Origin of the sequence: Cyclobacterium roseum (genome assembly GCF_010119225.1) — a bacterium.
Lineage (GTDB): Bacteria > Bacteroidota > Bacteroidia > Cytophagales > Cyclobacteriaceae > Cyclobacterium > Cyclobacterium roseum.
Genome location: NZ_WNKF01000009.1, coordinates 73,293 through 88,064 on the forward strand (window position 1 = coordinate 73,293; position 14,772 = coordinate 88,064).

The 14,772-nt window shown below is 45.8% G+C and carries 11 protein-coding genes; 5 read left to right on the top strand and 6 right to left on the bottom strand.

The annotated features are described in order from the left end of the window. Positions 1–6: 6 nt before the first annotated feature. The 6 genes from GJQ68_RS13750 to katG all read right to left on the bottom strand — a co-directional run bounded on the left by GJQ68_RS13750 (position 7) and on the right by katG (position 8,770). The gene (locus GJQ68_RS13750; RefSeq protein WP_235941515.1) at positions 7–837 is read right to left on the bottom strand and encodes a hypothetical protein; all 831 of its coding nucleotides are present in this window, start codon (positions 835–837) and stop codon (positions 7–9) included. Between the two features lie 808 nt (positions 838–1,645). Continuing rightward, positions 1,646–3,139, bottom strand: a complete 1,494-nt coding sequence (locus tag GJQ68_RS13755; protein ID WP_162417834.1) for a hypothetical protein — start codon at positions 3,137–3,139, stop codon at positions 1,646–1,648. Positions 3,140–3,193: 54 nt separating this feature from the next. Continuing rightward, a complete protein-coding gene (locus GJQ68_RS13760; RefSeq protein WP_162417835.1) occupies positions 3,194–4,042 on the bottom strand; it encodes a sugar phosphate isomerase/epimerase family protein in 849 nt (282 codons plus the stop codon). 38 nt (positions 4,043–4,080) lie between these two features. Continuing rightward, on the bottom strand, positions 4,081–5,532 hold the full coding sequence (locus tag GJQ68_RS13765) for a sulfatase (RefSeq protein ID WP_162417836.1): 1,452 nt from the start codon (positions 5,530–5,532) through the stop codon (positions 4,081–4,083). A 135-nt stretch (positions 5,533–5,667) separates the two neighbouring features. Further along, positions 5,668–6,048 carry a PH domain-containing protein gene (locus GJQ68_RS13770; RefSeq protein ID WP_162417837.1) on the bottom strand — a complete coding sequence of 127 codons (381 nt, stop codon included), beginning with the start codon at positions 6,046–6,048 and terminating at the stop codon, positions 5,668–5,670. Positions 6,049–6,499: 451 nt separating this feature from the next. Continuing rightward, the gene (gene katG, locus GJQ68_RS13775) at positions 6,500–8,770 is read right to left on the bottom strand and encodes a catalase/peroxidase HPI (RefSeq protein ID WP_162417838.1); all 2,271 of its coding nucleotides are present in this window, start codon (positions 8,768–8,770) and stop codon (positions 6,500–6,502) included. A gap of 363 nt (positions 8,771–9,133) precedes the next feature. Between katG and GJQ68_RS13780 the strand changes: the two genes are divergently transcribed. The 5 genes from GJQ68_RS13780 (at position 9,134) to GJQ68_RS13800 (ending at position 14,704) form a co-directional block, all read left to right on the top strand. Next, positions 9,134–9,898, top strand: a complete 765-nt coding sequence (locus GJQ68_RS13780; protein ID WP_162417839.1) for a hypothetical protein — start codon at positions 9,134–9,136, stop codon at positions 9,896–9,898. 19 nt (positions 9,899–9,917) lie between these two features. Then, positions 9,918–10,550: a hypothetical protein gene (locus GJQ68_RS13785; RefSeq protein WP_162417840.1), complete on the top strand. Its 633-nt coding sequence runs from the start codon at positions 9,918–9,920 to the stop codon at positions 10,548–10,550. A gap of 7 nt (positions 10,551–10,557) precedes the next feature. Then, positions 10,558–11,046, top strand: a complete 489-nt coding sequence (locus GJQ68_RS13790) for a hypothetical protein (protein WP_162417841.1) — start codon at positions 10,558–10,560, stop codon at positions 11,044–11,046. Continuing rightward, complete coding sequence (locus GJQ68_RS13795) at positions 11,043–13,028, top strand: leucine-rich repeat domain-containing protein (protein WP_162417842.1); 1,986 nt, start codon at positions 11,043–11,045, stop codon at positions 13,026–13,028. The genes GJQ68_RS13790 and GJQ68_RS13795 overlap by 4 nt, the downstream gene beginning before the upstream one ends. A 278-nt stretch (positions 13,029–13,306) precedes the next feature. Next, complete coding sequence (locus GJQ68_RS13800; protein ID WP_162417843.1) at positions 13,307–14,704, top strand: arylsulfatase; 1,398 nt, start codon at positions 13,307–13,309, stop codon at positions 14,702–14,704. The last annotated feature ends 68 nt before the right edge of the window (positions 14,705–14,772 follow it).

Here is a 14,772-nt window from a genome sequence, read left to right on the forward strand (position 1 = left end):
AAAAAGCTATCTTATCGCCCCATCAAGCATTCTGCTTCCAGAGATGTATTGATATTTCTCTTGGTGTTCGCCATTATCCAAAAACGTTGAAGGTTTAAAATTTACCGTGTGTAGGTAAGAACCTCCATCAGTAAGGTCGAAGACATGAATCATCGGCTCATTGCTTAATGCCAGGTGAAGTCTAGTACCCGAAATGCCAAATTGAATCCAAGGCCTTTCATAGAATTTATCAGACGCATATCTCGAATTACTCGGGATCCTAATTAGTGGCACCGAACCTCCAGTTTTCGGATCAATTTTTTCTAGCAAATAATGGTCTCGGATGAAATGTGGATCGTATGGGTTTGCCCCATCTCTACCGGGATAGTAACTGACCAAGGAATCATTCCAAAAATCCAAACTTCGAAAAAATCCCCCTCCGTCGTGTGCCTGGCTTGGAAACGGGAGCGTTATCTCTTGCTCCAACGTTAGGTCCGGATTCAGCTCGTACAACCAACCCACGAAACTCGCTGCAAAAAGCCTTCCGTCATCCGTGTACCGTAGTTGGGTTGGGTATTGAACTTTTCCGGGGCCATCCGTTGGGTAAGACCTTTCATAATGAATCTTTCCAGTGGAGTCAAACTCAATCAATTTATTTTCCTGAAAATTAAAAAACACCCCTTTTCCATTTCTAAAATCTCCACCACCAACACTCCCGAGGTAATCTACCTGAATAGAGTCAAGAATCACGAGTTCCCAATAGGTTGAATCTGAACTTTTGCTAGAGAGGTTCTTCCGGTCGGTACACCCATAGACCGATGCCATCATGGATAGTAAAAAAATACGAAAATTGACCATTTGTAATTTAGTTTAGCATATAAACGCTTAAATCACCCACCTCCTAGACGCTATCTGGTAGTAGCAATATAGCGGTTTTTATACTGTATACCTTGGCTTTATTGGCATCTTTTTGGATAAACTAGCTATCACATTTCTTCGCCCTTGCCGAGGGTTCCGCTGTAGCTACACCTACCGGTAGTTTTCGGCATTCTTTTCCTTTAGAAAGTACGGATTTTCACCCATAGGTCTGTCTACCACAGGAATGTGCGAAATTAACCCCTAAAAAGAGATCTCAAGCGTTATAGCTAAAGCCCTTTAAAAACAAAAAATCAACTGTTTAGCTGGTTTCCCTTCGGCCCGGAGCGCACATGATCATTCCAGACTAACGAAAAGCTTTTTTCCCATTAAAGTCCCGAAATTAAATCAAAATGATATACACTATTCTGAACCAAAAAAACATTCCGGGAGCGGTAGCCTTATAGTTTTTGAAACTACCTGGTAAATGTAAGTTCAAAACATATAATATTTAAACCCTTAAGAATGATTTACTCTTATTTCGGACGGGAGAAAATTAGTTCGTCGACTTCAGGATTCAGCCCCACCTCTTGGAAGGTGATACGTTGGACAGCTTGACCATTCACTCTCACTTCTGTAAAATGAGGAATCATGATGCCATCCACTTCCTGATAATCGCTCAGATAATTAAAAAGAAAAAACTTCACCACTACGTGACTCCCCTCTCTGCAGTGGAGCCGAAAACCTCAAATGAAAACCACCAATATGCAGCAGGAAATTAGCAAGTAGCTATGGCCTTCCAGATACTTGTCTATTTAAAATCCCCAAACAATTCCAATAGTTGAGCAATGATCTTTTCGGAGGCGACCTCTTCTACCCTATTCGTGGACAGCCAGGTTTCGTACCCTCCCAATTGGTGTTGCTCAGGGGTAGGAAGGTAGCCATAAAGCCCATTGGCCAGGGCAATGGTAAAGGTATTTTTCATTGGGCTTCGCTCTTTTAATTCCAAACCGATCTCTACAAAGGTCTCAAAAGGAATGGCCCCTATGCCCAAATCCCCTATTTTAAAGGCCTGGATAATCACGTCAATAGTATCCGGAAAAGTTTCCATCTGCTTGATCCGTTTGGCATAGGTTTTTTCCAGCCGGTGCCTTCCTTCTACTGAATCGGGCCGTGCAGCTACTTTCCTGACGAATTTGGCCAGTTCAGGGTCCGGCCTGCGTACCTTTAGGTTTAGTAGTACCTGTTTGGCCTGTAAAGGTACCCAGTCCTGGTAAACAATATCCTGATAGCCTTTTACTACGGCCCTGGCTACATCATCTGCTACCAATTTCATCTTGCCATAAGGTGGGTGTTTAACCCTTGGGCCGCTGAAGTCAATATTGTTAATATCTCCTGAGGTGCCGTTTGACATCATGGCCACAAAGGCGGGGTTTTGACGGTCTGCATCCAGTAATTCCTGCATTTTGTCGGCAAACATGCCAAAATAATCGGCGGATATTTCGCCAACCGGAACGCCACCCACGTAATGCAAGGAATAATTAGCGAGCAAGGCCAGCGGCCGGCCGTCTATGGCCTGCACCGACAGGTAAGCTACTTCGGGATCAGTAGGTCCGGCTGGTTCCAGCAGATTCGGATTGCCTACCCCCGGATTCATAACCGCGATGTCGGTACCTCCAAGTGGATTGGGGGTGGGTGTGCCGGGCTTCATTTTCCACCTACGGTTGAACACATGCTGGGGCACATCAACGGACCCCCAACCAATTCTGGCAGGTTCGAGGTTCCGAAGAGCGATCTGCACGCCATCGGCAATTCTGGACGCCAAAAAGGACTGGTATTCATCCAGCGGCTCGGATGCATGCCATTCCCTTCCTTTATCCCCTACACCCCGTGCACTGGTGGCCGAATGGGTATGGGTGGAAGCCATCATCACATGGGATGCCGGAATTCCCGTGGCCTGCTCAATGGTTTGCTTGGCGGCATCAAACACCTTTTGATCAACACCAACATTATCCACGGTCACCAGCACCAGTTTCGTCTCCCCATCATCCAGGACGATGCTTCGGGCAAACAACTCGTCATGAACGTATTCTGCAGGTGGCGAATCCCAATTACCAATGATGGGACCACCTAATTTTGGGGTAATATTACTTTTGTATGCTCCAGCCTGGAAAAAGCGGTTGGCATCCTGGGAAAAAGCAGGAAAACAAATCATCCCCGCCAGAAAAAGTAACCCAATAGCTAATCCGGAAGCGCAAATGACCCTGTTGGTATGGATTGTTTTTTTTAAATACTTCTGTTTCATAGTGCTAGTTGTTTCTGATCTAATAAGTTAGATATAAAAAGCACGGATCTTGCCTCAAGGACTTAGACTTTCAAAATAGGTTACCGCATGCTGGACATCCTTTAGGTTATCCTCCATATTATGCTCACACTCCACATAAACCTCCCCATCAAATCCCTGCCTACCGAGTTCGGCAACCACCGCTTCGAAATCAATGATCCCCTCGCCCACCATTCTGTCTTTGGCAGATTGCCCATAAGCATCCAGATCCTTAAGATGAATACTCATCAGGTGACCTTCGAGCTTTTTTAAACTCTCCACGGGATTAAGCCCGCTTCTTACCCAATGTCCCACATCTCCACAAGCACCGAAATTGGGGTGGTTTTTGATCGCCGACAATACCGAATCCGGATGCCAGTAAATACTTCCTGCCTCTTTGGAATGCTGGTGAAGCGCGACCCTGATATTGAACTCCCCCGCAAGCTCATCCACCAGGTCCCAGTGGGCCCTTTTGGGTTCGGTGACCAGGTATCGGACTTTCAAGGATTTGGCCAGTTCAAAGGCTTTGCGCCAATCGGATTCAGTCTGGGCTGTTCCTACATACATGGATTTCATTTTTAGTCCCTTATCCTTCAACAGCATTTTTACTGTTTTTGCCTCTGTGGATCCAAGATCTTTCATTGTTTTGTCTCCAAAATCTCCACCCATATTATGAAAATCAAAGCCTTCCACGTATGTTACTCCGGCAGATTTCGCTTTTTCTAATGAGCTGGAAAAAGGGAACCTGTTGAAGGAATACAAGGCTACGCCCATGCGCCAGTCGCTCTTTTTCAGCGACAGTTCGCAAACAGGGCTTTTTACCATGCTGGCCATAACCAGCAATAGTACCGGTAGGGCTACGAATACCCACACTTTCTTTCCCATAGTATGTTTATTTTGCTTCTGATCTGTTTTTACTTCATTTACCTGAATGGATTGGTACCCCATTCGTACCTTTTGGCCGGGTCAAAATCAGGATTTGGAACCGGGTTTTGGGCCTTGGTTTCCGTTTGCCATTTTTTTAATGCGGACTTCATTTCAGCCAACTTTTCGGGATAACTGAATTTAAGGTCGGTCATTTCGTTGACATCGTACCGCAGGTTATACAGGTCAAACTCGCCGGAAACCAGATTTTCTATGATTTTCCAGGAGCCTTTTCTCAAAGCCGACATGGGCTGTTCGTGATGGTATACAGGATAATGGGTGAACACTTCCCGCTCCGGGTCATACCTGTTTTCTGTCAGGGAAGGCACCATAGAATACCCGTCAAGCACCTGGTTTTGCGGGCTTTCTCCCTTCGCAATTTCCAAAAAAGTGGGGTAAAAATCAACACTGGAGACAATGGCCTCAGAGGTACTGGCCGCTTTTACTTTTTCCGGCCAGCGAACGATTAAGGGCACCCGGATCCCTCCTTCATACAGCGTTCCTTTTCCTGCCCGCAGCGGCGCATTGTTTGTGGCAATGTAGCGGAGGGGATGACCTTCCGGATAAACGTCTTTGCTGTCGCCTCCCAGGAGTGGGACATTGTCAAATCGGTTATCCACTCCGCCGTTATCGGAATAGAAAATAAATACCGTATTGTCTGCCAGGCCCATTTCATCGATGGCCTCCATGACCGCACCCACGCTTTCGTCTATATGAGAAATCATCGCCGCATAGACGGCATTACTGGCATAATCCGGGTCCTTCGGTTTGTTGAGGTATTTTTCAATTAAGTCCCTATCTGCGTCCAACTGAACGTGCACATCGTAATGAGAAATGAAGAGAAAAAATGGATTTTCTTTATTCTCAGCGATGAAATCAACCCCCATGCTGGTGAGGGTTTCACTCAGTCGGGCCCCTTCAGCAGACGTATATTCCGGAACAAACCGGGGCTGGTAGAAGCCTCCACCTGCATACATATAGGCTTTATCGTATCCCCTGTTGTGGGGCAGATGCTCAGGGTTATTTCCCAAATGCCATTTGCCAAAATATCCGGTGGTATAGCCTGCCGATTGCATGGCATTGCCGATAGTAACAATTTTATCTGGCAGGTGCTGAACCGGGTGATGGGGAACGGTCACCTCTTCGTAAGGGCGCCAATGACCGGGAATAAAGTCGAATATGCCTACTCTGGCGGGATATTGACCCGCTTGTATACTGGCCCGCGTTGGAGAACAAACCGGAGCCGCATAGGCATTGTGATAGCGCATTCCCTGACTGACTAATTTGTCAATATTGGGGGTCTCGTTGAATCGGTTTCCATAGGCTGGCAGATCGCTGCCGCCGAGGTCATCTGCCATAATCAGCACGATATTGGGCCGCTCTTGGGACAGAACCGTAAAGGAAAGCAAGATAAAGCAACTGGATAGAAAGGTTATTATCAGGTTTTTCATGGGAAATAATATATAATTCTGGAAAATTATCGTTACACAAAAGAAATTTACTCCATCGTTAGTTATTTTGGTTTGCCAGGTTAAAGAGATATACATGAAGCTGTAAAAGCAGGCATGGGGTAAAAGGCAATGCAATTACCCAAGCACAAAACCCGCCAGTAATTTCTGTACTTCATAGACATCCACCGATTTATTAAACTTCTTACTTACCGTCGGCTGCGGGTCACTGGAAATCCAAATTTTTAATTCTGCATCCAAATCAAACGTACCGGCCGTCTCTATACTAAAGCGGGAAATGCTCTTGTAAGGCAAGGAAAGGTATTCGGATTTTCTTCCCGTAAGTCCTTGCTTGTCCACCAGGACCAGTCGTTTATTGGTAAAAATGAACGTATCTCTGAAAAGCTTAAATCCCGTTTCTATTTGCTCTTCTGCCGTCAGTATTCTTCCGTAATCCATTTGGAGGGTTTCTTTATTGACGGAACCTGCATTACCTAGTATTGAATTGAAAATTCCCATAACCTTGGTTATCAGCGTATTTGTTTAGATTTAATTTACAGGAATAAATCTACTCATTTTTATGTGGAGAATTGTTTTCTCCAGTTATAATACCTGATTTTTCCCCTTACATTTCTTTGGTAGTGATAACTATTAGGAAAACCGCGAAGATTGGAGATTGAAAAAGTATTGCAAATGGGAATTTGGGGCACAATATCTGTTTATTCTGTTTTAAACCGATTCAACCAGGGAAGAAATAAACATCGGTTTCAATTTAAATCATTTGTTGATTTCAAACCCTCATTTTTCCTTGAAAACGGTCAACCCCGATGCCACACCCTAGTGGGTATGTAAGAAATACACGTAATTTATAATGAACACCACCAGGGTAAGAACAAGAAAGCCAGATCCGAGGGTCTGGCTTTCCTTTAAATTTTTTCACCCAATTAGCAAAGGCTTACAAAGTCACAGCTTATTGGTAGATCAGGTCAAATCGGTCAAGCTTCATCACCTTGTCCCAGGCGGCAACAAAGTCAGTGACAAATTTTTCTTTGGACGTTTCGCTTGCATATACTTCTGCCAAGGCCCTCAATTCAGAATTGGAACCAAATATCAGATCCGCACGGGTAGCCGTCCACTTCAATTCACCTGTCTTTCTATCCCTGCCCTCAAAGGTTTCTTTGGTGTCCGAACTGGCTTTCCATTCGGTACTCATGTCCAACAGATTCACAAAGAAATCATTGGTAAGTACATCCTTTTCGCTTGAAAAGATACCATGCTCGGATCCGTCATAGTTGGCATTGAGTGCTCGCATTCCACCCACCAGCACGGTCATTTCAGGAGCGGTAAGGGTCAGTAGCTGTGCCTTGTCTAACAGCAACTCTTCTGTAGATATGGTGTATTGGGTTTTTAAATAATTGCGAAAACCATCCGCCATAGGCTCAAGCAAGGCAAAAGATTCCACATCGGTTTGTTCCTGGGTAGCATCCATGCGACCAGGAATAAAAGGCACTTTCACCGAATAACCTGCATTTAACGCTGCTTTTTCCACAGCTGCATTGCCTGCAAGGACAATCAAATCTGCCAGGGATACGTTTTTATTTGTCGATTTCTTGTTGAAATCACCCTGAATTCCTTCAAGCACACCCAACACCTTCTTCAATTGCTCCGGATTGTTAACTTCCCAATCTTTTTGCGGAGCCAAACGGATACGCGCCCCGTTGGCCCCTCCTCTTCTGTCCGAACCCCGGTAGGTGGAAGCGGATGCCCAGGCTGTTCCGACCATCTCGCTGATAGACAAACCGGAATTCAGAAGACTAGATTTCAAAGCGTCGATATCCTGATCATTGATCAGCGTATGATTTACTGCCGGAATGGGATCCTGCCAGATCAAATCTTCTGTAGGGGCTTCCGGACCCAAATAGGTGGTCTTTGGTCCCATATCTCTATGGGTAAGTTTAAACCATGCCCTGGCAAAGGCATCGTTAAATTTTTCTGGATTCTCATAAAAGTCTCTGGATATCTTTTCATACACCGGGTCAAATCGCAAGGATAAATCGGTGGTCAGCATGGTAGGTTTGTGCTCTTTTTCCGGATCAAAGGCATCCGGAACCATCATTTTTGGATCTACCGCCACCCACTGATGAGCGCCTGCGGGACTTTTGGTCAGTTCCCATTCGTTTTCAAACAAATTGAAAAAGAATAAATGACTCCATTTGGCAGGAGTGGAGGTCCAGATTACCTCCAATCCGGAAGTAATGGCATCGGCGCCTTTACCTGATTTATAGGAACTTTTCCATCCCAGACCTTGCGCTTCTATGCTCTCCGCTTCCGGCTCAGGTCCTACATTCGAGGCATCACCTGCTCCGTGAGTTTTTCCCAATGTGTGGCCGCCGGCAATCAAGGCGACGGTTTCCTCGTCATTCATTCCCATTCTTCCAAAGGTTTCTCGAATGTCGTGAGCCGCAAGTACTGGGTCCGGATTACCATTGGGACCTTCCGGATTGACATAGATCAGGCCCATTTGTACAGCAGCTAGTGGATTTTCCAACTCCCTTTCTCCTGAATAACGTTTTTCGTCACCGAGCCATTTGTTCTCAGCCCCCCAATACACATCCAGTTCCGGTTCGTAAACGTCTTCCCTACCACCGGCAAAGCCAAAAGTCTTGAATCCCATGGATTCCAGAGCAACATTACCTGTAAGCACCATTAAATCTGCCCAGGAGATTTTATCCCCATATTTCTGTTTAATCGGCCATAGCAAGCGTCTTGCTTTATCCAAATTGGCATTATCAGGCCAGCTATTGAGTGGTGCAAAACGCTGTTGCCCGGAACGGGAGCCGCCGCGACCATCCCCGGTTCGGTAAGTACCAGCACTATGCCAGGCCATTCGAATAAATAAACCTCCATAATGACCGTAATCTGCCGGCCACCAATCCTGTGATTCAGTCATCACCGCTTCAATATCCTTTTTCAGAGCTTCATAATCCAGATTATTAAATTCTTCTACATAATTAAAATCCTCACCCATGGGGTTGGATAGTGAAGAGTTATGGCGAAGAATACTTAAATTCAACTGATTGGGCCACCAATCACTGTTGCTGGTGGCTATTCGATTGGAATTGCTTTTTTGGGTAGCTCCAGTATACCCATCTGCCTCAGCTTCCTGGCTTTCGTTTTTTTGACATCCCGAAAAAAGTGCGCCTATTATCAGAAGCCAACTAAATACTATTGATTTTTTCATATGCTTTGAATTGTTTTTTTTCTTACTTGGACAACAAATATAGTATCTATCATTTAATTATTTTCATTGATTTTATCAATACTCTTTTGAAAAAATCAATGACCCGCTAAAATGATTCCTTTAATTTAAGAGTCACCTCAACCGCTTTGTTAAGTAAAAAAAGAAACTCCTCCGTTGGATTTGAAACAATTCCAGAAAACATCCCCCTGGCTTATCATCTAAAATCATAACTCGCAACCCTTAGGCCAGGGTTTAATAACTAACAATGAAAATTAATTAAGTTCAAATAACATATTTATTTATTCAAATTACATTTTGATGTATTTAAAATTAGTATTATTTTTGTCGTAGCATTTTTAATTTATGGCTATGACAGTACGGATTTTTGGCCTGTATCTCCTGCTTTTTTGTGGGTTGATTTTTGGGGCTTGTGAAACAGTAGAGGAGAAACCCCGCGCAAAAGAGGGGACGCTTTCCATCCAATTGAAACAAGGCGTCGCCGGCAACGAAAGCAGTCGCCTTCAACAAGTTCCCATTCAAGGGGTCAGCCAGTTGGTCATTACCATTCTGCGTGAAAACGGTTCAGAAACAGCCTATTCCTCTAAAAGTATCCCGCTAACAAGGTTTCAGGACGAAATACTGATTGAGGACTTAAGTTTGCCTCCGGGAAACTATCAAATCACGGATTTTTACCTTAAGGATAGCCTCGAAACCATTCTCTATGCCAGTCCCAGGGAAGGTTCACCGTTCGCAGCATACTTAAACCAGCCCTTTCCGCTAGCATTTGAAATGAACACTGCGGGTTCGGCAGAAATACTCGTGGAGGTCATTTCCACCGCCAATGCCTCTCCTGAAAAATTCGGCTTCCCTTCCGACACGAAAGGATTTATGGATACCTTTTTCTTTTTCCTGACGCTTACCGGAGAAAGCACGGACGATTACCTGGACTATCTACCTGGAAAACTCACCGTGAGCATTGGCAATGTTACCCGAACGCAGCCACTTGGCAGAAACCTGAACCGTATTGTCCTTCCTAAAAGCTCGGATGCGTATGTATTCCTGGTCGAAAGTGACACCTACCAACCCCTAAAACAAACCCTTGTACGACACCCTGCGGCAATTTGCTGAGCAACCGCTGGTTTTAGAAATGAAAAAAGAAAGTAGCGGTGCTGAATTTATTGGCGGTGTATTTACAGGATCGATCGCTTTAGCCACACAAGCAGCGGTAGATTCCTTTTCGCTAAAGGGCTATGAGGCCATACAGGGAGACTTGTTGCTGGGCCAATCGGCAGCAGATGAGCCGGATCCGGTGACCGATCTCAGGGGACTGAGCACCCTTCAGGAGATACAGGGCAACCTGAGTCTGTTAGAAAATCCTTCCTTAAAATCGGTAATGGGTCTGCATCGGTTGCAGGTAATTTCCGGTACCCTAACCATCCAGGATAACGAACGACTGGAGTCCTTGGCGGATTTATTCAGATTGAATTATGTAAGGGAATTAAGGTTAATTCAAAATCCAAACCTACGCCATTTTGAGGGACTGCAAGCGGTTACTCCTGCGATCGCAAAACTGCATATCGAAGCGATGGAACACTTTACCTCTCTGGATCAATTGGGCCGTTTCCGGCAGATGGGGGAGATTACCATTACAGCCAATCCAAATTTGACCCAATTGAGTTTCAATTTCCTTCAGGAGAAGATCGGGAGCATCCAAATTTCCGATAATCCCGGTTTTGGTGGACTTTGGTGGCTCCGCTTCTACTGGCTTTACCGAGATTAACCGATTGATGCTAAAAAACAATGAAAACCTGGACAATCTGAAAGGACTACTGGCACCCGAGGGAATGGTGATGAAGCACTTTGAATTTAGTAACCAGCCAAAAATCGAGACGCTGCAGGACCTGGCATTTTATGAATACTTTTCTAAAATCATCCTTCAAAACAACGCATCCCTACAGGACCTCTTACCTTTTTCTACCCTCACCGTTCTTTTTTCCACTATAACGCTGGTAAACAATCCAAAAATTCAAAGTCTGGATGGCTTGCATAACATCGATCAGGTTGTTTACTACCCGACTATAGAACCCGATGCCGTACCCTACCCCATAAATCCCAAGTTATTTACCTTCACCGACAATGCCTCTCTGACGGATTTTTGCGGCTTTGCAGATAAGATTATTGAATTTGGGGCCGGTTTTTCCGTAATAGAAAACAATGGGTACAACCCATCGCTGGAGGATTTTATCAATGGGGACTGTAACGAAGAAGAACTATGAAAAACCGGAACGCAATCATATGGCTTCTTTGGATAGGTCTGGCGGGGGCATGGTGGGGCTGTGAAGGCCTGGAAACGCCGGATCCCGTTCCCCAATCATCTCCGGTACCGGACCAAAATCCCGGGCCGGAAGTGCCGGAAAGTGAATCAAAGGTTCCTTCCATCGTTTTACGACTCAATCGGAACACAGGTGCTTCCCCGCAGGGCAGACTCAGCGAACAGCAGCAGGTAAAACAAGCAACCATTACCATTCGCGGCACGGACGGATCAAAAACTGCCTACGAATCAACGGCGATTCAGGTAGAAGAAAAAGAAGGGCATTACCTGACGGAGAAAATTTTTCTGCCGGAGGGGACCTATGAGGTGATTTCCTTTTACATTATGGGCGAAGGTAATTCCGTAGCAGAGGCTGCTCCGCAAAAGACTTCTCCCCTCGGTAAAGAATCGGACCTGGCCTTACCCCTGGCATTTGACCTCATTCCCGTCGAATCCGAAGAAGAACCGGTAACCCAGCTTTCCCTGGAAGTAATCGGTACTCAGGGAAAAAGTCCGGCAGATTTTGGACTGCAGTCCTTTTCATTGGAAGTGGTGGGTCCCCTTTCTATTTATGTGGCATTGGTATCGGATCTACGGCTGATGGACTTTCTGGCCGGAACAGTGAAAGTCAGCGTACTGGACGACACCCTGGACTGGAACCTGTCACCAGGGATAAATCAAAGCATCCCCTTGCCCCTGGCGGATACGTATACCCTCCGGGCAAGTAGTCCAGATTGGAACGATTATTCGAAAACGTTTACCTTAGCAGAATTGCGGGGATACAGTTCCACCCCCTTAATCATCAAAATGGAAAGTAAGGACAGGGACTGTCCGGGAGGCAGCTTCTCAGGAAATGTCATTCTCCAAAGCCAGACACAGGTGAACGAATGGCCGGTAAGCTGCTACGATGGCATCAGAGGCGACCTAATCATCGAAAGCACCGTCGGAAACGATGCCATAACAGACCTTAGCCCCTTAGATGTTTTACAATCCTTGGACGGTGCACTGACCATTCGGAATAATCCAAAGTTAACATCCCTGGAAGGCTTGGGAAATATTAAAAACATCCCGAGTTTACTGGACATTTCCAACAACCCCAGGCTGGAAACAGTAGGTGGCTTGCCGGATTTGACCAACCCGCCTCCTATTATTTTTATCAAGGAAAACCATTCCTTAATGAATTTGGAAGGCCTCGGCCATCTGGTTGTGGGCAAATGGCTCGAAATTACTTCCAATAATGGGTTGAAAAACCTCCGCAGTCTGGAACAATTATCCCGGGTTGACAAACTAATTCTGGCAGATAACGAAAATCTGGAATCCTTTGAGGGCTTATCCGGGCTGCGTGAGATAGGGCTTCTCGAAATAAGTAATCAATCTAAAATCAGTTCTTTTGAGGCCTTCCAAAATGGAATAGAAACGCTAAATACCCTCTCCCTTTCCACGATGAGCGGAATAAAAACTCTGGAGGGATTATTTTCACCTTCCGGAAAAGTGAATGGCCGATTGAATCTACAAAGCACTTCCCTTCAAACGCTTAAGGGATTGGGAATTGCCCCGAAAATCAGATTCGACATTCAAATTCGGGACAATTATTACCTGGAGAACCTGGATGAATTAGCGGCACTCACGCACGTTGAGCGAAGATTTACCATCGAAGGCAATTACAAGCTTAAGACCTTATCAGGCCTGGAAAATCTGGTTTCCGTCGGTGTGGGAGACGGTTCTGAAAATGCTCCCAGGTACCCTTTGGTCATCCAAAACAATGATTTTCTGGCCAATTTCTGTGAATTAACCCATTTGCTTGAAAATGGCTCGTACCATAAGTTAAGCACCAGCGGCAACTATTACGATCCTAGCGCCGAGGACATTCTCTCCGGGGATTGTATAGGCAACTATTCCATTATGGCGAAGCTAAATGGTCCCGATTGGCGAGGAGGGGATTCGTAACGAATGGTTTTACCAACTCCTTGTTCGCACAGTCGGTCCTGGGTTCAAAAAAATGATTCCCTTTTGAGGTAAAATCACAATTTATTTCTTTTTTTACGCCCTGTAACGGTTTTTCGTCCTAATGCAGCCATCGGCTTAACTGACTGGCCAGAAAAAAGCAGATCGGTTTTCCCCACACTTGGGGCAGTAAACGACACGTTCTGTGTCGGTCGCCGGTAAAGGTATCCCGCTGGTGCAAAATGTAAAGCAGCCATTACCCATCTAAACCCAATATTAAAATGCCTACTCTTCCTAAAATCCTTCTGGTTTCATCCTGGCTTTTTTCATTAACGACGACGGTAACATTTGCTCAGCAATCCGGTACCGAAACCATGCCCAATATCCTTTTCATCATGGCGGATGATTTGGGATATGGAGATATTGGCGTGTACGGACAAGAGCTAATGCACACCCCGAATATAGACGCGCTTGCCGAACAAGGAATTCGGTTTACACAGGCATATGCCGGAGGGCCAGTTTGCACCTCTTCAAGGAGTGTGCTAATGACTGGTCTGCATAATGGTCATACGGTTGCCAGAGACAATGTACCCCATTATCCAACATACCTGCATGCTGACGATATCACTTTAGCGCAGGTACTCAAAGATGCCGGATACCGGACCGGGGGCGTCGGCAAGTGGTCCCTTGGTGATGCTCAGACGGAGGGCCGGGCTACAAATATGGGATTTGATACCTGGACGGGGTACCTGAACCAGGACCATGCCCATTATTATTACCCTACCTATCTGGATCATGACGAACGGAAAATTCACCTGCCAGATAACCCTATTCTGAGAAATCACTACAGCCATGATATCCTGACCAATGCCGCCCTTAACTTTATCAGAGAGCCAAAAGACAGCCCTTTCTTTCTATATGTAGCGTATACATTACCCCATTTTTCATCGCAGGAAGAAGACGAACACGGATTGACCGTACCTACTACAGCCCCCTATGCGAACAAAGATTGGCCAGAAAAAGCCAAAAAATACGCCGCCATGATCCACCGGCTGGACAAAGACGTTGGGAAAATCATTGCGCTTCTCGAGGCCATGGGAATGCGGGATAACACACTGGTCATTTTTACCTCGGACAACGGCGGCCATAGTGCCACCTGGAAAGGATTTAAAACCAACGGACGGCTGAAAGGGTTTAAGCGGGACCTGTATGAAGGAGGCATACGAGTTCCTTTTATCGCTTCCTGGCCAGGAGTCATTCCTGCTGCCCAGGTATCAGATGAGGTTATCGCTTTTCAGGACATGCTTCCCACGTTCGCTACCCTGGCCAATACTACCTTGCCGGGAGAAATGGACGGAATTTCGGTCATTGAGGCGTTAAAAGGGAATGTGCTTCCTCCAAATGAACGCATCCTTTTTTGGGATTTTGGCCACACCCGAGATCGGTACGATCAGGCCATCCGGCTGGGTGACTGGAAAGGCATTCGGAATGGAAAAAACCAGCCGATCGAACTCTACGATCTAAGTAAAGATATCGCTGAAACCAATAACCTGGCCGGAGATCATCCGGAGCTGGTCGAAAAAATAGAACGGCTCATGGAAACGGAGGTTACTCCTTCGCCAAGATATCCCGTTGGGGTAAAATACCAGGGCGGCCCTATCTGGAAAAAAGACTGGTAAGCCGGGTTTTCTTTTTTCGCGGACAAAGTGCTCCAGGGGAAATCCCAATCCCCTGAAGCGTATTAGAC